This window comes from Mycolicibacterium palauense (assembly GCF_002592005.1).
In the GTDB taxonomy this organism is placed as follows: domain Bacteria; phylum Actinomycetota; class Actinomycetes; order Mycobacteriales; family Mycobacteriaceae; genus Mycobacterium; species Mycobacterium palauense.
Genome location: NZ_NVQF01000097.1, coordinates 1 through 19,040 on the forward strand (window position 1 = coordinate 1; position 19,040 = coordinate 19,040).

Below are 19,040 nucleotides of genomic sequence, written 5' to 3' on the forward strand. Positions count from 1 at the left end.
TGCGGCGGAGGGGTGAGAGGTGTATAAGAGGCAGGGGCGGTACGTGGCCTCCGAGGCGGTGCTCGACGAACTCGAGGGGGAGGGGCGGGTGGTCTTCCGCTACGCCGAGAATCCCAACGGGTCAATGCGCGATATCGCCGGAATCGGCTCGGCTAACGGCCGCGTGGTGGGCCTGATGCCGCACCCCGAGCACGCGACCGAGCCGCTGACCGGCCCGTCCGACGACGGCCTGGGCCTGTTCTACTCGGCGCTGGACGCCGTCCTGACCGCCTGACCTCCCGCGACACTGCAGGTTCTGTACGCAACACCCGAGTGGCGGCGTCAGAACCTGCAGTCTGGGCGGCTCAGGGCGCCAGGGCGACCGATGCCTCCGCGGTGTAGCAGAGGAAGGTCAGCGTCTCCTGCAGGTACAGCTGCACGGTGTCGGCATCGTGGGAGGAGTAGCCGATCGACACGTCGGTGCCCAGCTGCAGGTCGAAATCGCCGCCGCGGGTGGACAGGACGAACGCACCGTCGATGGCCGGCGCCCAGATGATCTCGCCCTGGCCGACCAGCCGGCTCAGGTGGTCCCGGATCGGGTAGCCGTGCGCGGTGGTCTCGCTGACCTGGGTGTAGGCGTCGGCCGACAGCAACACCGAATACGGCCCGTCGACACCGGCCAGCCGCAGCTCGGAGATGGCCTGGGCGATCACGTCGGGATACTCGCGCGGGTCCTCCGGCAGTGACAGCGCCGGATTGGAGCTGCACTTGCGGATACCGCCGATCTGCGCGGCCTCGTAGCCCTCGAAGATGGCCCGGTCCTCGGCGAACGCCAGCTTCCTGGCGGCCTCCTTGACCGGATCCCAGTCGGAGTCCTGCGAGCCCCGCTCGACGTCGTCGACGTCGGTCCTGTTGACCGCGAACGGCACCCGCAGCCGCACCAGCGGGCGGCTCTCGCGCAGGTGGGCCACCACACCGTCGCCGGGCGCGGCGACATCGAGCAGATGGCCCGTGCTGATCGCGGCGGTCACCGGGCCGCCCGGTTCGCTGACGTCGACCACGCGGCGGCCGGCGATGTGCCGTTTGAACGTCCTGGACGCCTCCAATTCGATCTCGTCCCAAGCCGATTCGGTGATCGGTGCGAGCTCGCGGTAGAGGTTGTTCATTGCGGTTGTCCTTTCAGACTGCCAATCGCCAGTGAACCGTCGGAAGGTCGTGCAGGGGCGGCCGGTTCGGGTTCGGCCTCCCCGGTGCCGCCGGCCTCGGGCAGCGGCGGGGGATCGTCGAGAAATTCGGCCGTGGGCACGAAGAACATCGAGCCGGTCACGGCGGTGGAGAAGTCCAGGATGCGGTCGGTGTTTCCGGGTGGGTCGCCGAGGAACATGTTGCGCAGCATCCGTTCGGGGACATCCGGGTCGGCCGAGTAGGCGATGTAGTACGTACCCGACTCGGCGTCGGCCAGCGACCCGAACGGCATGTTGGCCCGCACGATCTGCAGCTCGTTGCCGTCGGGGTCGGTCAGCGTGTTCAGCGCGACATGCGAGTTGGCCGGTTTGACGGCGTCGTCGAGTTCGATGTCCTCCAGCTTTGTGCGCCCGATCACCAGCTCCTGCTCGGTCACGCTGAGCGCGTTCCATGCGGCCATGTCGTGGGTGTACTTCTGCACGTGCACATACGACGCCCCGGCGAAGGCGGGGTCCTCGCCGTCGGCGGCGGAGATCTGAGCGGCCTCGACGGCCTCGGGGCCGTCGGGGTTCTCGGTGCCGTCGACGAACCCGAGCAGGTCGCGCTGTTCGAAGAACCGGAACCCGTGGACCTCGTCGACCACGGTCACCGCCGGCGCCATCGCCGCCAGGATGCGTCCGCCGAGCTCGAAGCAGACGTCCATGGACTCGCCCTTGATGTGGAAGAGCAGGTCACCGTCGGTGGCGGGGGCGCGGTGGCGGCCCCCGTCGAGCTCGGGGAACGGGTGCAGCTTGGCCGGCCGCGGCCCGGCGAACAGCCGGTCCCAGGCCTGCGACCCGATGCCGGTGACCAGGGTCAGATGGGAGGTCGGCACCCGGAACCCGACGGCGCGTACCAGCCCGGACAGATCGGCGAGGGCGTCGTGCACGATCTGCTCGCCGCCGTCGTTGATCGTGGCCACCAGGAAGATGGCGGCCGGTGTCAAGGGCGTCAGAATCGGTTGTGGTCGACTCGTGGGCACGGTAGGACCCTATCGTCAAACGCGGCACCCACGGCGAGGAAGATGGTGAAGATGCCTGCCACCCCCCAGGGATTGTGCGAGTTCATCGACGCGTCACCGTCGCCCTACCACGTCTGCGCGACGGCGGCGGCGCGCCTGGTGGCCGCCGGTTACACCGAACTGCGCGAGGCCGACCCGTGGCCGGGACCGGGCCGCTTCTTCGTGCTGCGGGCGGGATCGCTGGTGGCCTGGAACAGCGAGGGCGACCCGGGCCGGGCGTTCCGGATCGTCGGCGGTCACACCGACAGCCCGAATCTGCGCGTCAAACAACATCCGGACCGGGCGGTCGCCGGCTGGCGGGTGGTGGCGCTGCAGCCCTACGGCGGCGCCTGGCTGAACTCCTGGCTGGACCGCGATCTGGGAATCAGCGGACGGTTGTCGCTGCGCGTCGGCGCGGGCATCGAGCACCGCCTGGTCCGCGTCGACCGACCGGTGCTGCGGGTGCCGCAGCTGGCGATCCATCTGTCCGAGGACCGCAAGGGTGTGGCACCCGATCCCCAGCGCCACCTCAACGCCATCTGGGGCCTGGGCGACACGGCCGGCTCGTTCCTCGGGTTCGTCGCCGCGGCGGCCGGCGTGGACGCCGAGGACGTGCTGGCCGCCGACCTGATGACCCACGACCTGACGCCCTCGACGGTGTGGGGCGAGGACGGTGAGTTCGTCAGCGCCGCCCGGCTGGACAACCAGGGCACCTGCTATGCGGGTCTGGAGGCGCTGCTGGACCTCGACGCCGCCCCGCGCTCTCCCGCGTTTGTTCCGGTGCTCGCACTCTTCGACCACGAGGAGGTGGGTTCGACCTCCGACCACGGTGCCCAGTCGGATCTGTTGTTGACGACCCTGGAGCGCATCGTGCTGGCTTCCGGCGGCGGGCGTGAGGACTTCCTGCGGCGCCTGACCGGGTCGATGGTCGCTTCCGGGGACATGGCCCACGCCACCCATCCCAACTACCCCGACCGCCACGAGCCCGGGCACTGGATCGAGGTCAACGCCGGCCCGGTGCTCAAGGTGCAGCCCAACCTGCGCTACGCGACCGACAGCCGCACCGCCGCGGCGTTCGAGCTGGCCTGCCGTCAGGCCGGGGTGCCGCTGCAGCGCTACGAGCACCGCGCCGACCTGCCCTGCGGTTCCACCATCGGGCCCATGACCTCGGCGCGCACCGGGATCCCCACCGTCGACGTCGGGGCCGCCCAGCTGGCGATGCACTCCGCCCGTGAGGTGATGGGCGCCGCCGATGTCGCCGACTATTCGGCGGCTCTTCGCGCCTTCTTGTCACCGGCCTGACCTAGGTTGAGCGGGCGAGACGACCGCGAGACACCCGCAAGACACCCTGGAGGGCTGGCACGCCATGGCACTGACCGCAGAGTTGATCACCGTCGACTGCGCCGACCCGGAGCGACTGGGCGGGTGGTGGGCGCAGGCCGTCGGGGGCGAGGTGATCCCGGTGGCCCCCGGCGAATACGTCCTGGTGCAGCCGGCCGCCGGGCCCCGGCTTGGATTCCAGCGGGTCGAGGACGCCACTCCCGGAAAGAACCGTGTGCACGTCGACTTCGGCGCGCCCGACATGGAGGCCGAGGTCGCAAGGCTGGTATCGCTCGGGGCGACGGAGACCGGCCGGCACGCCTTCGATCAGTACCGGTGGGTAACCCTGTCCGACCCGGACGGCAACGCGTTCTGCGTCACCGGTAACTAGCCGCCCAACCACCGGGCAAACCGGGCGGTGCGCTGGAAGGATCAGCCGCGTGCTGGTGTCGTTGATCGTGGTCGCGGTCGTGCTCGCCGCCTGGTCCCTGGCGGCGCGGCGGCTCGACCAGTGGCGGGTGACCGCGCCGATGATGCTGGTGCTGGCCGGCATGGTCGTCGGGCTGACGATCCCGGCGAACCTCGCGTTCACCCTGAACACCCGGTGGGTCGAGGCCGTCGCCGAGATCATCCTGGCGGTGCTGCTGTTCGTCGACGCCACCGATGTGCGCGGCGGCTTCCTGGGCCGCGACCCCAAGTCGGCGGCCCGCGTGCTGTTCATCGGTCTGCCGGTGAGCCTGGGTCTGGCCATCGTGCTGGGGCTCTGGCTGCTGCCCGGCCTGAGCTGGGCCGCGCTGATCGTGGTGGCCTGTGTGGTGGTGCCCACCGATTTCGCGCCGGCCTCGGGGCTGCTGCGCGACGAACGGGTGCCCGACCGGGTGCGTAACCTGCTCAACGTCGAAGCCGGCTACAACGACGGGATCTGCTCCCCGATCTTCGTTTTCGCGTTGGCGCTGGCCGGCGACCGCAGCAACGCCACCAGTCCGCTCGCCGCGCTGGAGGCGGCCGTGCCGCAGGCGGTCAAGGCCGTGGTGGTCGGACTGCTGGTGGGCATGGTGCTGGCGTGGCTGACCAACCAGGCCGAGCGCCGGGACCTGATGACGCCGCGGTCCTGCCGGGTGATGTTGGTGGTGATCCCGGTGCTGACCTATGCGCTGAGTATCTCGATCTCCGGCAACGGGTTCATCGCCGCGTTCGTCTGCGGGATCACCCTGCACTACATGCGCCGCGAGCCGGCCCTGCGCGCCGAGCTGGAACTGGTCGACGACCTGAGCTTCCTGCTGACCGCGGCGATGTGGTTCGCCCTCGGTGCGGCCACCGTGCTGGCCCTGAGCTTCGGGGTGCCCCTGCCGGTGCTGGTGTTCTGCCTGTTGGCGTTGACCGTGGTGCGGATGCTGCCGGTCGCGCTGGTCCTGATCGGCACGAGGTTCAGCTGGGACGAACGGCTGCTGGTCGGGTGGCTGGGTCCGCGGGGCACCACCTCCATCGTGTTCGGCCTGCTGGCGTTCAACGTCCTGGCCGGCGGCCCCGACGAAGTGGTGCTGATGGTCATGGTGGTGACCGTGGTGGGCAGCGTCGTTTTGCACGGTGTCGGCGGACCCGCCGCGGCGCACGCCTACGCTTCGCGGCGCGCCGGGGTCACCCCAAACTAGACTTGGCCCGTGACATCCGGGCCCACCCATGATCTCGACACCGTCGAGCACGCCGCAGCCACCCCCGATCACCCCCAACCCTTCCGTGAGCTCGGGCTCAAGGACGACGAGTACGCGCGGATCCGCGACATCCTCGGGCGGCGCCCCACCGATGCCGAACTGGCGATGTACTCGGTGATGTGGAGCGAGCACTGCTCCTACAAGTCGTCGAAGGTGCACCTGCGCTACTTCGGTGAAACCACCACCGAGGAGATGCGCGCGGGCATGCTCGCCGGTATCGGGGAGAACGCCGGCGTCGTCGACATCGGCGACGGCTGGGCGGTCACCTTCAAGGTCGAGTCGCACAACCACCCCTCCTACGTGGAGCCCTACCAGGGTGCGGCCACCGGCGTCGGCGGCATCGTGCGCGACATCATGGCGATGGGTGCGCGGCCGGTGGCGGTGATGGATCAGCTGCGCTTCGGGGCGGCCGACGCCCCCGACACCCGCCGGGTGCTCGACGGGGTGGTGCGCGGCGTGGGTGGCTACGGCAACTCGCTGGGCCTGCCCAACATCGGCGGTGAGACCGTCTTCGACCCCTGCTACGGCGGCAACCCGCTGGTCAATGCGCTGTGTGTCGGGGTGCTGCGCAAGGAGGACCTGCAGCTGGCGTTCGCCTCGGGCACCGGCAACAAGATCATCCTGTTCGGCGCCCGCACCGGCCTGGACGGCATCGGCGGGGTGTCGGTGCTGGCCTCGGACACCTTCGCCGGGGACGAGTCCGGGGCGGGCCGCAAGAAACTGCCCTCGGTGCAGGTCGGCGACCCGTTCACCGAGAAGGTGCTCATCGAGTGCTGCCTGGAGCTCTACGCCGCCGATCTGGTGGTCGGTATCCAGGACCTCGGCGGCGCCGGATTATCGTGCGCCACATCGGAACTGGCCTCGGCCGGCGACGGCGGCATGTCCGTCGAGCTGGACAAGGTGCCGCTGCGCGCGGCGAACATGACCCCCGCCGAGGTGCTGTCCAGCGAGTCGCAGGAACGGATGTGCGCGGTCGTCACCCCGGAGAACGTGGAGAAGTTCCTGGCGGTGTGCCGCAAATGGGACGTGCTGGCCACCGTCATCGGCGAGGTCACCGACGGCAACCGGCTGCAGATCACCTGGAACGGCGAGACCGTCGTGGACGTGCCGCCGCGCACGGTGGCCCACGAGGGGCCGGTCTACCAGCGGCCGCTGGCCCGCCCGGACAGCCAGGACGCCCTCGTGGCCGACAGCTCCAAGACATTGCCCCGGCCCAGCACGGGCGAGGAGCTGCGCGCCACGCTGCTCCAACTGCTGGGCAGCCCCCATCTGTGCAGCCGCGCGTTCATCACCGAGCAGTACGACCGCTATGTGCGGGGCAACACCGTGCTCGCCGAGCACGCCGACGGTGGAGTCCTGCGCATCGACGAACGGACCGGCCGCGGCATCGCGGTGTCCACCGACGCCTCCGGCCGCTACACCCGGCTCGACCCCTACACCGGCGCCCAGCTCGCCCTGGCCGAGGCCTACCGCAACGTCGCGGCCACCGGTGCCACGCCGGTGGCCGTCACCAACTGCCTCAACTTCGGCTCCCCGGAGGACCCGGGCGTGATGTGGCAGTTCAGCCAGGCGGTGCACGGCCTGGCCGACGGTTGCGCCGCCCTCGGCATCCCGGTCACCGGGGGCAACGTCAGTTTCTACAACCAGACCGGCACGACGGCGATCCTGCCGACACCGGTGGTCGGCGTGCTCGGCGTGATCGACGACGTCAACCGGCGGCTGCCCACCGCTCTGGGCAGCGAGCCGGGCGAGACGCTGCTGCTGCTCGGCGACACCTACGACGAGTTCGACGGATCGGTGTGGGCCCAGGTCACCGCCGATCACCTCGGCGGTGTTCCACCCCGGGTCGATCTGGCGCGGGAGAAGCTGCTGGCCGAGGTGCTCGCCGCGGCGTCGCGCGACGGCCTGGTCTCGGCCGCGCACGACCTGAGCGAGGGCGGGCTGATCCAGGCCGTCGTCGAGGCCGCGCTGGCGGGTGAAACCGGTTGCCGCATCCTGCTTCCCGCGGGTCCCGACGCACCGGATCCGTTCGTGACGCTGTTCAGCGAGTCCGCCGGCCGGGTGCTGGTCGCGGTGCCCCGCACCGAGGAGAGCCGCTTCCGGTCCATGTGTGAGGCGCGGGGTCTGCCCGTCACCCGCATCGGTGTGGTGGATCAGGGCTCCGATTCGGTGGAGGTCCAGGGCCAGTTCAGCGTGTCGCTGTCCGAGCTGCGCAGCACGTCCGAAGGCGTGCTCCCGGGGATCTTCGGGTGACCCGCGTCCGATGAGCACCGCGGTCGACCCGGCCGACGGCGCCGACATGGCGTCGCCGGCTGGGTCCGACCGCGTTTCGTCCCGGGAGTCCCTGCTGGAGTGGGTCTGGGGACTGGTCCGGCTCGACTTCGTCGGAATCGCGGTGGGCTCGCTGTTCTTCTGCCTGTCGCTGACACCGTCGCTGTTGCCGCGGGACTGGCTGTTCGCCGGGCTGATCGGCGGGATCAACGCGTCCATCGGCTACGGAATCGGAATCCTGATCAAGAAGGTGATCCGCCGGGTCGTGCTGGCGGGCCGGTCCTGGTGGCCGCCTCGGCGGCGGGTGCTGCGCGGTATCAAGGCGCTGACCGTCGGGTCCTCGGCGGCGGTGTGCGTGCTGGTGATCGTGCCCGCGGCGGCCTGGCAGCGTCAGGTCTCGGCGCTGATGGGCATCGAGGGGCCCGGCACGCTCGGCTACTTCCGCACCCTGCTGATCGCCGCCGCCGTCAGCGCGCTGGTGATCGGCGCGGCGCGGATCCTGCGGGACGCGATCCGGTTGCTGGCGCGGGTGCTGATCCGGCGCTGGCGCATCAACGACGAGGTCGCCCTGTTCGTCGGGACCATCATCGTGGTGGTGTTGTTGGTGACGCTGATCAACGGTGTGTTGCCGCGCGGATTCGTCGTCGCCGGCAACCGGATGTTCCAGCCGCAGAACTCGACCACCGCCCCGGGGGCCGAGCAGCCGACCGAGCCCGAAAGGTCCGGCAGCCCAGAGTCTTTCGCTCCCTGGGACACGCTGGGCTACCAGGGTCGCAGTTTCGTGGCCGGCGGCCCGGACGCCGCGCAGCTGGAGCAGATCAACGGTGTGCCGGCCAAGGAGCCGATCCGGGTGTACGCCGGTCTGCAGACCGCCGACACCGAGGCGGGCCGGATGGCCGTCGTGCTCAGCGAACTCCAGCGCACCGGTGCCTTCGACCGCAAGGTGCTGGTGGTCATCCCGACGACGGGTACCGGGTGGGTCACCCCGGAGGCGGCGCGGTCCATCGAGACCATGTACAACGGCGACACCGCACTGGTGGCGGTGCAGTACTCCTATCTGCCCAGCTGGGTCTCGTTCCTGGCGGACCGGCAGAAGTCCATGCGCTCGGGGCGGTTGCTGATCGACACGGTGCACGAGCGGTGGGCCCAGCTGCCACCCGAACACCGGCCCAGGCTGCTGATCTACGGGGAGAGCCTGGGCGCGATGGCCGGCCAGGCCGCGTTCGGATTCCTGCCGGATGTGTCGCGAATGGGGTTCGACGGGGTGCTGTGGGTCGGTCCGCCCAACGCCAGCCCGCTCTGGCGGGCCCTGATCGCCCGGCGCGATCCGGGGAGTACGGAGGTGGATCCCCGCTACGACAACGGGCGCACCGTCCGGTTCTCCCAGGCCATCGAGCCCGCCGATGTCGTGCGCGCGACCGCCGCGCCGTGGGACGGCACCCGGGTGCTGTTTCTGCAGCATCCGTCCGATCCGATCGTCTGGTGGTCGCCGGACCTGTTGTTCGCTCGGCCCGACTGGCTGACCGAACCGCCCGGTGCCGACCGCACGGCGTCGATGCGGTGGTATCCGATCATCACGTTCTGGCAGGTGAGCGCCGATCTGACCAACGCGGTCGGGATGCCGCCGGGCCACGGCCACAACTATGCGAACACCGAACTCGACGGGTGGGTGGCCGTGGCCGCGCCGGAGGGCTGGACCGCCGCGGACACCGAACGGGTCCGGCGCTCGATGGAGAAGTACGGCGCCAACGACGGGCCCCCGGAGTGAGCGCGTCGGGGAGCGCCCGGTGACGCCCCGGCGGCGCGCGGCCGCCATCGGTCTGGCCGCGGGGCTGGTGGGGTGGAGCTTCACCGCGTCGCATCCCATTCCGGGGCGGCGCCACCCGGTGCTGCAGGCCGTGCTGGGCACGGCCCTGGCCGGCCTCGCGGGTGCGCGGCTGGGGCTGCGGGGGCCGGCGGCGGTGTCGGGAATCCGGCTCGGTTCGGCGGCCGCGGCCGTCGTGGCCGCCGGTGTCGCGGCCGGTGCCGCGGTGCCCCCGGTACGCGCCGGGATGGCCGCGCGTCCGCTTCCCGGCTCCACCCGGAAGTGGCTGGCGTGGGAGATTCCGCTGGGCACCGTGTGGGCCGAGGAGACGGCCTACCGCGCGGCCCTGGGCACCGTGTGTGCAGCGGCGTTCGGTGCCTCGCGGGGGCGCGCGCTGCAGGCCGCCGCCTTCGGGCTGTCGCATGTCGTCGACGCCCGCGACACCGGGGAGCCCGTCGCGGCCACGGTGGCGGTGACCGGTGCGGCGGGCTGGGTGCTGGCCGTCCTCGCCGAACGGTCGGGCAGTCTGTGGGCGCCGGCCCTGGTACACCTGGCCATCAACGAATCCGGTGCGCTGGCCGCGGTGTTGGTGCAGCGGCGCGGGATGAGAACCTGAGTCATGCCCGCTCGCCGCACCGCCGATCCGGCGAAGACCCGTTCGGCGGTGCTGGCCGCGGCGCACTGGTTGCGCGACGACACCGCGGCGCCGCCGGAGCGCGCGGTGCTGGCCGAGGCGGTGCGCCTGAGCGCGCGGGCGCTGGCGGCCGCCGCGCCCGGCGCGGCCGTGGAGGTCCGGGTGCCGCCGTTCGTCGCCGTGCAGTGCATCGACGGACCGCGGCACACCCGCGGCACCCCGCCCAACGTCGTCGAGACCGATCCACGGACCTGGCTGCTGCTGGTCACCGGGCTGGTATCGGTGGACGAGGCGAGCGCGCGGGGCGTGCTGCAGCTCTCGGGGGCACGCGCGGCGGAGGTGGGGCGGTGGCTGCCGCTGGTGCCACTGGGGCCCGGTTCCGGGCACCCGCCGGGCCCGGACGGGCCGACCGCGTTGTGAGATTGCCCACCCGCGGCACACACGGCCGGTGAAAACGTGTTGCACGGGGCTGTACTGACGAGTAGGGGAACGTAGACTGAACGCGTCCCCGCCGCCTCATGGGAGCAGCCCCTGTGTCAGCTGAGTCGATAGAGCTCGAGAGTCCCCCCCGGGAAGAATGCGGCGTCTTCGGTGTGTGGGCACCGGGCGAAGAGGTCGCCAAGCTGACCTACTACGGGCTGTACGCGCTGCAGCACCGTGGCCAGGAGGCTGCCGGCATCGCCGTGGCCGACGGCTCGCAGGTTCTGGTGTTCAAGGACCTCGGTCTGGTCAGCCAGGTCTTCGACGAGCAGACCCTGGCGGCCATGCACGGCCACGTCGCCATCGGGCACTGCCGCTACTCCACCACCGGCTCCACCACCTGGGAGAACGCCCAGCCGGTCTTCCGCAACACCGCGGCGGGCACCGGGGTGGCGCTGGGTCACAACGGAAACCTGGTCAACACCACCGAGCTGATGGCGACCGCCCGGGACGCCGGCCTGATGGGCAACGGCGCGCTCGCGTCGGCCACCACCGACTCCGACATCCTGGGCGCGCTGCTGGCGCACGGTGCCGCCGACTCGAGCCTGGAACAGGCGGCGCTGGAACTTCTGCCGACCGTCCGCGGTGCGTTCTGCCTGACGTTCATGGACGAGAACACCCTCTATGCCGCCCGCGATCCCTACGGTGTGCGCCCGCTGTCGCTGGGGCGGCTCGACCGCGGCTGGGTGGTCGCCTCCGAGACCGCGGCACTGGACATCGTCGGCGCCTCGTTCGTCCGCGACATCGAGCCCGGGGAGCTGCTGGCCATCGACGCCGACGGCGTGCGGTCCTCCCGTTTCGCCAACCCGACGCCCAAGGGTTGCGTCTTCGAATACGTCTACCTCGCCCGTCCCGACAGCACCCTGGCGGGACGTTCGGTGCACTCCACCCGGGTCGAGATCGGCCGGCGACTGGCCCGCGAGCGGCCCATCGACGCCGACCTGGTGATCGGGGTGCCCGAGTCCGGGACACCGGCGGCCGTCGGCTACGCCCAGGAATCCGGCATTCCGTTCGGCCAGGGGCTGATGAAGAACGCCTACGTCGGCCGCACGTTCATCCAGCCCTCCCAGACGATCCGGCAGCTGGGTATCCGGCTCAAACTCAATCCGTTGCGGGAGATGATCCGGGGCAAGCGGCTGATCGTCGTCGACGACTCGATCGTCCGTGGCAACACCCAGCGCGCCCTGATCCGGATGCTGCGCGAGGCGGGTGCGGTCGAGGTGCACGTGCGCATCGCCTCACCCCCGGTGAGGTGGCCGTGCTTCTACGGCATCGACTTCGCCTCGCCGGCGGAGCTGATCGCCAACGCCGCCAACGCCGACGGGTCCCAGGGCGAGATGCTGGAGGCGGTGCGTCACGCGATCGGTGCGGACACCCTGGGCTACATCTCGAAGGAGGGCATGATCGCGGCGACCGAACAGCCCGTGTCGCGGTTGTGTTGCGCCTGCTTCGACGGCGAATACCCGATCGAACTGCCCAGCGAGACCGCGTTGGGCAAGAACGTCATCGAACACATGCTGGCCAACGCGGCCCGCACGGGCAACGGACCGGTCGGGGCCGTGCAGAACGACAACGACAACGCCTCGGCGCTGCGCCGTCCCTGAGGCTCAGCGCCCCGGGCCGCGCCGGGTGAGCACCGTCCGCCCCGGGCCGCGCCGGGTGAGCACCGTCCGGCGCGGGCCCGCCCACGGCGGATCCAGCGGTCCCAGCGCGGCCTCCCCGTCCGGCGGCCCGCGCAGCGCGAGTTCGACCGCCCGGCGGTAGCCGGTCAGCCCGCCCGCCGGGGGCGGGACCACCGCGTCGATGTCGTGCTCGTCGGCCACCGCGTCGCAGTGCAGCGACTCCACCAGGGGCCGGGCCAGTCCGGCCGGAATCGGCGTCACCAGGCCCACCCACCAGCTCGCGATCGTGGGAGTCAGCAACGGCAGCACCAGGATTCGCCTCTTGACCAGGCCTGCCACGGAGGCGTAGATCTGCATCATGTCGCCGTACTCGAGGACGTCGGGCCCGCCGATGTCCCAGGCGCGCGAGGTTCCGAACGGCGCGGTGGCCGCCGCGGCGAGGTAGTGCAGCACGTCGGCGATGGCGATCGGCTGAATCGAGTTGTGCACCCAGCGCGGCGTGGTCATCACGGGCAGCCGGTCGGTCAGGTGCCGGATCATCTCGAAGGACGCCGACCCGGAGCCCACCACCACCCCGGCCTGCAACACCACGGTCTCGATCCCGCTGTCCAACAGGATCTCCCCGACCCGGGTGCGCGAGGCCAGGTGCGGTGACAGCGCCGTTCCCGCGGGGTGCAGTCCGCCGAGGTAGACCAGTCTGGACACCCCGGCCGTGCGCGCGGCCGCCACGACGTTGTGCGCCGCCCGGCCTTCGGCGGCCGCGAAATCGTCGGCGGTGCCCATCGAATGAACGAGGTAGTAGACGACGTCCACGTCGGCGAACGCCGCGCGCAGCGAATCCGTGTCGTCCAGGTCGCCCAGATCCCCCCGCGCAACCTCGATCCGGTCCCGCCAGGGCGCCGCCCGCAGCTTGTCGGGGGTGCGGGCCAGGGCCCGCACCTCGTGGCCGCCGGCCAGCAGCCGCGGCACCAGCCGGCTACCGATGTAACCCGTCGCGCCGGTCACCAGACAGCGCACCACCGGGGCCTCCCTTCCTGCCGGTACTCACTGACGGTATTCACTGGACGACGTTCACCGGACGGACACTGGGTTGGACGGCTCAGTACCGTGACCGGAGTGCACTCCGGGGTGGACCATGGGATTGCCGGTGGCGGCGCGAACGAAACGCCGCACCGTCCGGACCACCGGGCCGGGTGTGCGGGACCATGTGAACGAGGGTCGCGCACCGGTCCCGCCGGCGGGCCGCATTGAGCGATCCCGGCCGAATCGGGTCCGGACGCGCAGGTCCGGACGCGCAGCGAGGTCCGACAGCGAGGTCCGACAGCGGGGAGGTGAGTGCCGATGGCGGCGACGACGCGGCGCGACGTGGAGTTCGTCGCCGGACCGGCGGATCGGGGCGAGGTCTGCCGGGCCTGGCTGTACCTGCCCGACACCGCCGATCGTCGGCCGGTCGTGGTGATGGCCCACGGTCTGGGTGGCGTCCGGGACATGCGGTTGCCGGCGTTCGCCGAACGTTTCACCGCCGCCGGGTATGCCTGCCTCGTTTTCGACTACCGGCACTTCGGTGCCAGCGACGGCGCGCCCCGGCAGCTGCTCGACATCGGGGGCCAGCTCGACGACTGGTCGGCGGCGGTGGATTTCGCCCGCGGCTGTCCCGAGGTGGACGGTTCGCGAATCGTGTTGTGGGGGACTTCCTTCAGCGGCGGGCACGTCATGGCGGTGGCCGTGCGGGAGCCCCGCCCGGTCGCGGTGATCGCCCAATGTCCGTTCACCGACGGGGTGGCCTCGTTGCGGGCGCTGCAGCCGCGCTCGGCGGTCAAGGTGACCGCGCTGGCGGTGGCGGACCTGGCGGCCGTCGCACGCGGTTCCGCGCCGGTCATGGTCGCACTGGCGGGCCCGCCGGGTTCGGCGGCGCTGATGACGGCACCGGATGCGCTTCCCGGGTATCTGGCCCTGGTTCCCGCGGGCAGCGGCCACGTCAACGAGGTCGCGGCCCGGGTGGGGCTGCGCATCCCGCTCTACCGTCCGGGCCGACATCTCGCGCAGGTGCGGTGCCCGATCCTGGTCTGTGTCTGCGAAAAGGACAGCGTGGCGCCGGCCAAGGCCACCGAGCGGTACGCACGCAACGCCGCCGGCGTCGATGTGCGGGTGTACCCGTACGGACACTTCGACATCTATCTCGGCCCGCCGTTCGAGCGCGTTGTGGCCGATCAGATCGCCTTCCTGCGCCGCCACGTGCCGGTCCCGGGGGATGCCGGCGGCACCGACGGAACCCGCGAATTGTGATACACATCACGCCCGATCCGGTCGGAGCGCGGGCGTGGGGGCCGTGGCCGCGCGTCCGCGGGCGGCATCGATGCCGGTTCGCCGTGCGGCCCGGGTAGATTGATGCGCGATGACGGATCCCGCTGAAGAAGACGCCATCTCCTACGCATCGGCCGGCGTCGACATCGAGGCCGGTGACCGCGCCGTTGAACTGTTCAAGCCGCTGGCGGCCAGGGCCACCCGGCCGGAGGTTCGCGGCGGGTTGGGGGGCTTCGCCGGACTGTTCGCGTTGCGAAGTGGCTACAAGGAGCCGCTGCTGGCGGCCTCGACCGACGGTGTGGGCACCAAGCTCGCCGTCGCCCAGGCGATGGACAAGCACGACACCGTGGGCCTGGACCTGGTCGCCATGGTCGTCGACGACCTGGTGGTCTGCGGGGCCGAGCCGGTCTTCCTGCAGGACTACATCGCCGTCGGCCGGCTCGTACCCCAACGGGTCCAGGCCATCGTCGCCGGTATCGCCGAGGGATGTGTGCAGGCCGGCTGCGCGCTGCTGGGCGGCGAGACCGCCGAACATCCCGGGCTGATGGAACCCGACCACTACGACCTGTCCGCCACCGGCGTGGGCATCGTCGAGGCCGACGAGGTGCTGGGCCCCGATCGGGTCAAACCCGGCGACGTCGTGATCGCCATGGGCTCCTCGGGCCTGCACTCCAACGGGTACTCCCTGGCGCGCCGCGTGCTGCTGGACATCGACCGGATGAACCTCGAGGGTCATGTCGAGGAGTTCGGACGCACCCTGGGCGAGGAGCTGCTGGAGCCCACCCGCATCTACACCAAGGACTGCCTGGCATTGGCCGCCGAGACCCAGGTGCGCACGTTCTGCCACGTCACCGGCGGCGGGCTGGCGGGAAACCTGGAGCGGGTGATCCCGCAGGGGCTGACGGCCGAACTCGACCGTGGCACCTGGACGCCGGCGCCGGTGTTCGGACTGATCGCTCAGCGCGGCCGGATCGACCCCGCCGAGATGGAGAAGACGTTCAACATGGGCGTCGGGATGGTCGCCGTGGTCGACCCCGCCGACACCGATCGGGCGCTGGCCATCCTGACCGCCCGGCACATCGACTGCTGGGTGCTGGGCGCGGTCAACAAGAGCGGTAAGGACGGACCGAGGGCCACGCTGGTGGGGCGTCATCCGCGGTTCTGACGAGCACCCCGAAGCGGCGCGGGCACCCGAGGACTCGGGCCCGGCGGCGGTTCAGCGGGTGATCAGAGGGGCGCAGGGCGGCGCGTACGCAACGGGCGCTCAGCGGCGCCAGTCGTCGTCCGCCCAGTCATCGCTGACGAGGTCGTCGTCGGTCTCGTCGTGTTCGCTTGCTGCCGACCCCGACAGCTCGCGCTGAAGCCGCTCAAAGTCGGTTTGCGGAGAGCTGTACTTCAGCTCTCGAGCAACCTTGGTCTGCTTTGCCTTTGCCCGGCCGCGGCCCATGGGGGAACCCCCTCGCGCAATAACGGAGCGGCCCGATATCAGGCGGCTCCGATCTGTTTGTGTGTGTATTGTCCTGCCACCACTTTACCGTGCCCCGACGCCGTGCGCTGGCAGGCCCGGCGGCGGTGACGGTCACACCTCACGGTGTGCGGCCGCGCAACCGTTCCACGGCCAGCCGTCCGGCGCCCACGGCGTCCTGAGCGGGCACCGAGTCGGCGTCGACGACCGCGGCCACCTGGTTCTGCCCGCCGGTGGTCAGCGCGGTGTCGGCCGGCAGCCCCCGTTTGACCAGCGCCAACGCGATGGGGCCGAGATCCACATGGTCCACGACGGTGCCGAGCCGGCCGACGGAGCGTCCGCCGGCGAGCAGCGGGTCGGCGGTGGCGGGGCGATCCTCGGATCCGTCCAGATGCAGCAGCACCAGCATCCGCGGCGGTTTCCCCAGGTTGTGGACGCGCGCGACGGTCTCCTGGCCGCGATAGCAGCCCTTGTCCAAGTGCACCGCGCCCAGGCCGGGATCCCCGATCCAGCCCACCTCGTGGGGGATGGTCCGTTCGTCGGTGTCGACGCCCAGGCGCGGCCGCAGGGCCGCCACCCGGTGCGCTTCGTAGGCCCATACGCCGGCCCGCTGCACCCCGGCGGCGCCCAACCGGTCCAGCCAGGAAGCGGCGTCGGCGCGGGGAACCAGCAGGTCGAACTCGTTTTGGCCGGAGAGTGTCGGCACGCGGCGCAGGAATCCACCGCCGTCGAGCGCCACCGCGGTCTGCTCCGGCGCGGCGTCCACGCCCAGGCTGTCGAGGACCGTCTGCTCCTCGAGGCGGGGGCCCAGCAGCGACAACACCGCCAGGTCGCCCGCGTCGACGGTGACCTGCGACCAGAACACCATCTTGCGCAGGAACTCCAGCAGCGGATCGCCGCGCCAGGGTTCGGTGTCCAGATACGTGACGCCGCCCAGTTCGGTCTGAAGCCAGTGATCTTCGACACGACCCTGCAGGTCCAGGCTCAGATTCTCGGTGGTGGAGCCCTCCGGCTGGGCCGACACGTGCTGGGTGCTGATGGTGTGCAACCAGGTCAGGCGCTCGGGCCCGGTCAGGGTCAGCGTGGCGCGGTGCGACCGGTCCACCACAACGGCGTCGGTCGCCGCGGCACGCTGCTCACCGAGCGGGTCGCCGTAGTGCCACACGGCGCCGGCGTCGGGTCCTGTCTGCGGGGCGGGGACTGCTGCCACATCTCAACTCTACGAGTAGCGGCGCCGGGCTATTCCCGGCACGTGTCGGTGTGGGCTGTCGGTGCAGGCCGGCGGTCTAGGCTTGGTGACCATGGCTGTGGTGGTCACGCTGGACGGGCAGGTGCACGACCCCGATGTGCCGTTGCTGCATGCCGACGATCTGGCCGCGGTCCGCGGCGACGGGGTTTTCGAGACGCTGCTGGTGCGCGACGGCCGGGCCTGCCTGACGGAGTCGCACCTGCGGCGGTTGGCGCATTCGGCGAAGCTGACCGATCTGCCCGAACCGGACCTGCCCGCCTGGCGCGCCGCGATCGCCACGGCCAGCCGGGAGTGGGCCGCGGCCACCGCCGAGGAGGGGGCCCTGCGGCTGGTGTACAGCCGGGGCCGCGAAAGCGGCCCGCAGCCGGGTGCCGCCACCGCCTATGTGACTGTGGCCGGACTGGCGCCGCGGGTCGCCACCGCCCGTGCCGACGGGGTGAGCGCGCTGACGCTGGAGCGGGGGATGCCCGCGGCGGGGGTCGACGCGATGCCGTGGTTGTTGGCCGGCGCCAAGACCCTCTCGTACGCGGTGAACATGGCGGCGCTGCGGCACGCGGGCCGGAACGGGGCCGACGATGTCGTGTTCGTCAGCTCCGACGGTTTCATCCTGGAGGGGCCCCGTTCGACGGTGGTGATCGCGACCGGCTCAGAGGGCGCAGGGGGCGCGGGGGGCGGGCGTCCGTGCCTGCTCACCCCGCCGCCGTGGTACCCGATCCTGCGGGGCACCACCCAGCAGGCACTGTTCGAGGTCGCCCGGTCCAAGGGCTACGACTGCGACTACCGCGCGCTGCGCCCGGCGGATCTGGCTGCCGCCCAAGGCGTGTGGCTGATCTCGGCGATCACGCTGGCGGCGCGGGTGCACACCCTCGACGGCCGGCCCCTGCGCCCGTCGCCGATGGCGGCCGAGTTCGCCGCCCTGGTCGACGCCGCAGTGGTCAGTGATCGCTGAGAGGAAAAGTCTGTTGTCGCGCGCTGTTCGCGCGAGTACGGTCGGCCGTACACAGGGAAGGAGGTGGTCCGACAAATTGAGTGACATACGGACATGTGAGGTGGCTGCCCGCTAGCAGCACCAGGCTGCGCCTGTGTCGGGACGCCCCGCGAGGGGAGGCCCGGCATTGGGATTCACCTGCGAGCGCTGGCGAATTCCAGGTAGCCACCCGGCCCCCGAGCCCCCGGTCTGTCCAACCAGGATCCACGGCTCGGGGGCCGCTCCGTGTTCGGGGCCGGATGCCACCGGGTACCGGCGCGCGCCCGCCCGCACCACCATGGGCGTCGGCCCTGCACGCACGGCTGTGGGCGTGGGCCCTGCACGCAGGGCTGTGGGCGTGGGCCCTGCACGCACGGCTGTGGGCGTGGGCCCTGCACGCAGGGCTGTGGGCGTCAGCCCTGCCCGCCGGCCCACGCGGCGGCCGAGTCGACCTGATCCACCGGGAACACCCGGCAGTGGCCCGGGGTGATCGGCCCGAAGATCGCCATCGCGTGTTTGAGCCAGTCGTGGTTGGTGACCATGGCGATGCGTCCCCACTGGCGGGGGTCGCGGAGCCCGAACTTCGCGTCCTCCCACATTGCGCCCAGGCTGTAGCGGTCGAAGTCGTCGCCGACGACGTACACCATGTTGATCTTGTCCTGCTCGGCGAGCAGACGGTCGACCGCGGGGTCCATGATCTCGGTGTAGTCCTCGGGCTCGATTCTGCCGACCGCGCGCAGCCCGATCACCCCGGCGGGCATGTCCGGAAGGGTTTCGATCATGGAACGAACTTTAGGGACTGCGGCGGCCCGTCACCGGGGATTCGGCGGTGCCGGAGCCAGCGAGGCGCATGCCGACATCGCGTCGTCCCAGGTGCCCTGATCCACCCCCGGGGGCGGCGGGGGACTCTGCCCCTGTCCCTTATTCGCATCTGACTCTGCCTACGGAACTCTCTGTCTATGTCTCTCTGTCACAGTTATCCGTGCAACAAAAAACGATATGATCTTAT

At 71.1% G+C, this 19,040-nt stretch carries 17 protein-coding genes and 1 pseudogene; 12 read left to right on the forward strand and 6 right to left on the reverse strand.

Annotated elements, in window-relative coordinates:
* Positions 1-31: 31 nt before the first annotated feature.
* Positions 32-274: pseudogene (locus CSR00_RS25670) on the forward strand (phosphoribosylformylglycinamidine synthase subunit PurQ); the annotation flags it as partial.
* A gap of 70 nt (positions 275-344) precedes the next feature.
* Here CSR00_RS25670 and CSR00_RS25675 read toward each other — a convergent pair.
* Both CSR00_RS25675 and CSR00_RS25680 read right to left on the reverse strand, forming a co-directional pair.
* A complete protein-coding gene (locus CSR00_RS25675; protein ID WP_099025231.1) occupies positions 345-1,145 on the reverse strand; it encodes a family 1 encapsulin nanocompartment shell protein in 801 nt (266 codons plus the stop codon).
* Positions 1,142-2,185 carry a Dyp-type peroxidase gene (locus CSR00_RS25680; protein WP_099025232.1) on the reverse strand — a complete coding sequence of 348 codons (1,044 nt, stop codon included), beginning with the start codon at positions 2,183-2,185 and terminating at the stop codon, positions 1,142-1,144. Before CSR00_RS25680 ends, CSR00_RS25675 begins: the two co-directional genes overlap by 4 nt.
* Before the next feature lie 51 nt (positions 2,186-2,236).
* Here CSR00_RS25680 and CSR00_RS25685 point away from each other — a divergent pair, with 51 nt between their 5' ends.
* The 8 genes from CSR00_RS25685 (at position 2,237) to purF (ending at position 12,028) form a co-directional block, all read left to right on the forward strand.
* Positions 2,237-3,505, forward strand: a complete 1,269-nt coding sequence (locus CSR00_RS25685) for a M18 family aminopeptidase (RefSeq protein ID WP_099025246.1) — start codon at positions 2,237-2,239, stop codon at positions 3,503-3,505.
* 64 nt (positions 3,506-3,569) lie between these two features.
* Positions 3,570-3,914 (forward strand): VOC family protein, encoded by a 345-nt coding sequence (locus tag CSR00_RS25690; RefSeq protein WP_099025233.1) that lies wholly within the window; start codon positions 3,570-3,572, stop codon positions 3,912-3,914.
* Between the two features lie 49 nt (positions 3,915-3,963).
* A complete protein-coding gene (locus tag CSR00_RS25695; protein WP_099025234.1) occupies positions 3,964-5,175 on the forward strand; it encodes a cation:proton antiporter in 1,212 nt (403 codons plus the stop codon).
* A gap of 9 nt (positions 5,176-5,184) precedes the next feature.
* Positions 5,185-7,488 carry a phosphoribosylformylglycinamidine synthase subunit PurL gene (gene purL / locus CSR00_RS25700; protein ID WP_099025235.1) on the forward strand — a complete coding sequence of 768 codons (2,304 nt, stop codon included), beginning with the start codon at positions 5,185-5,187 and terminating at the stop codon, positions 7,486-7,488.
* Between the two features lie 46 nt (positions 7,489-7,534).
* Positions 7,535-9,274, forward strand: coding sequence for an alpha/beta hydrolase (locus tag CSR00_RS25705; RefSeq protein WP_099025247.1), 1,740 nt, complete (start codon positions 7,535-7,537; stop codon positions 9,272-9,274).
* Between the two features lie 19 nt (positions 9,275-9,293).
* The gene (locus CSR00_RS25710) at positions 9,294-9,926 is read left to right on the forward strand and encodes an Rv0804 family intramembrane glutamic endopeptidase (RefSeq protein ID WP_099025236.1); all 633 of its coding nucleotides are present in this window, start codon (positions 9,294-9,296) and stop codon (positions 9,924-9,926) included.
* A 3-nt stretch (positions 9,927-9,929) separates the two neighbouring features.
* Positions 9,930-10,364 carry a sterol carrier family protein gene (locus CSR00_RS25715; RefSeq protein WP_099025237.1) on the forward strand — a complete coding sequence of 145 codons (435 nt, stop codon included), beginning with the start codon at positions 9,930-9,932 and terminating at the stop codon, positions 10,362-10,364.
* Between the two features lie 98 nt (positions 10,365-10,462).
* On the forward strand, positions 10,463-12,028 hold the full coding sequence (gene purF, locus CSR00_RS25720) for an amidophosphoribosyltransferase (RefSeq protein WP_099025238.1): 1,566 nt from the start codon (positions 10,463-10,465) through the stop codon (positions 12,026-12,028).
* Positions 12,029-12,031: 3 nt separating this feature from the next.
* On the opposite strand, the gene CSR00_RS25725 is transcribed toward purF, so the two are convergent.
* A complete protein-coding gene (locus CSR00_RS25725; RefSeq protein ID WP_099025239.1) occupies positions 12,032-13,066 on the reverse strand; it encodes an NAD(P)H-binding protein in 1,035 nt (344 codons plus the stop codon).
* A 321-nt stretch (positions 13,067-13,387) separates the two neighbouring features.
* Here CSR00_RS25725 and CSR00_RS25730 point away from each other — a divergent pair, with 321 nt between their 5' ends.
* Positions 13,388-14,332, forward strand: coding sequence for an alpha/beta hydrolase (locus CSR00_RS25730; RefSeq protein WP_099025240.1), 945 nt, complete (start codon positions 13,388-13,390; stop codon positions 14,330-14,332).
* A 109-nt stretch (positions 14,333-14,441) separates the two neighbouring features.
* Positions 14,442-15,515, forward strand: a complete 1,074-nt coding sequence (gene purM / locus CSR00_RS25735; RefSeq protein WP_099025241.1) for a phosphoribosylformylglycinamidine cyclo-ligase — start codon at positions 14,442-14,444, stop codon at positions 15,513-15,515.
* Positions 15,516-15,614: 99 nt separating this feature from the next.
* Here purM and CSR00_RS25740 read toward each other — a convergent pair whose 3' ends face one another.
* Both CSR00_RS25740 and ygfZ read right to left on the reverse strand, forming a co-directional pair.
* Positions 15,615-15,797, reverse strand: coding sequence for a DUF3073 domain-containing protein (locus tag CSR00_RS25740; RefSeq protein WP_099025242.1), 183 nt, complete (start codon positions 15,795-15,797; stop codon positions 15,615-15,617).
* 139 nt (positions 15,798-15,936) lie between these two features.
* Positions 15,937-17,025 (reverse strand): CAF17-like 4Fe-4S cluster assembly/insertion protein YgfZ, encoded by a 1,089-nt coding sequence (gene ygfZ / locus CSR00_RS25745; RefSeq protein ID WP_099025243.1) that lies wholly within the window; start codon positions 17,023-17,025, stop codon positions 15,937-15,939.
* 97 nt (positions 17,026-17,122) lie between these two features.
* On the opposite strand from ygfZ, the gene CSR00_RS25750 reads away from it, so the two are divergent.
* Complete coding sequence (locus CSR00_RS25750) at positions 17,123-18,013, forward strand: aminodeoxychorismate lyase (protein ID WP_099025244.1); 891 nt, start codon at positions 17,123-17,125, stop codon at positions 18,011-18,013.
* A gap of 431 nt (positions 18,014-18,444) precedes the next feature.
* On the opposite strand, the gene CSR00_RS25755 is transcribed toward CSR00_RS25750, so the two are convergent.
* Entirely contained in the window at positions 18,445-18,813 is a 369-nt protein-coding gene (locus CSR00_RS25755) for a SpoIIAA family protein (protein ID WP_099025245.1), read from the reverse strand.
* Positions 18,814-19,040: the final 227 nt, after the last annotated feature.

What these genes read in the sequence shown, in the direction of transcription:
- CSR00_RS25690 (WP_099025233.1), top strand. Translation starts at nt 3,570, where the DNA reads ATGGCACTGACCGCAGAGTTGATCACCGTCGACTGCGCCGACCCGGAG.
- CSR00_RS25730 (WP_099025240.1), top strand. Translation starts at nt 13,388, where the DNA reads ATGGCGGCGACGACGCGGCGCGACGTGGAGTTCGTCGCCGGACCGGCG.
- CSR00_RS25715 (WP_099025237.1), top strand. Translation starts at nt 9,930, where the DNA reads ATGCCCGCTCGCCGCACCGCCGATCCGGCGAAGACCCGTTCGGCGGTG.
- CSR00_RS25675 (WP_099025231.1), bottom strand. Translation starts at nt 1,145, where the DNA reads ATGAACAACCTCTACCGCGAGCTCGCACCGATCACCGAATCGGCTTGG.
- CSR00_RS25740 (WP_099025242.1), bottom strand. Translation starts at nt 15,797, where the DNA reads ATGGGCCGCGGCCGGGCAAAGGCAAAGCAGACCAAGGTTGCTCGAGAG.
- CSR00_RS25705 (WP_099025247.1), top strand. Translation starts at nt 7,535, where the DNA reads ATGGCGTCGCCGGCTGGGTCCGACCGCGTTTCGTCCCGGGAGTCCCTG.
- CSR00_RS25685 (WP_099025246.1), top strand. Translation starts at nt 2,237, where the DNA reads ATGCCTGCCACCCCCCAGGGATTGTGCGAGTTCATCGACGCGTCACCG.
- CSR00_RS25755 (WP_099025245.1), bottom strand. Translation starts at nt 18,813, where the DNA reads ATGATCGAAACCCTTCCGGACATGCCCGCCGGGGTGATCGGGCTGCGC.
- purM (WP_099025241.1), top strand. Translation starts at nt 14,442, where the DNA reads ATGACGGATCCCGCTGAAGAAGACGCCATCTCCTACGCATCGGCCGGC.
- purF (WP_099025238.1), top strand. Translation starts at nt 10,463, where the DNA reads ATGGGAGCAGCCCCTGTGTCAGCTGAGTCGATAGAGCTCGAGAGTCCC.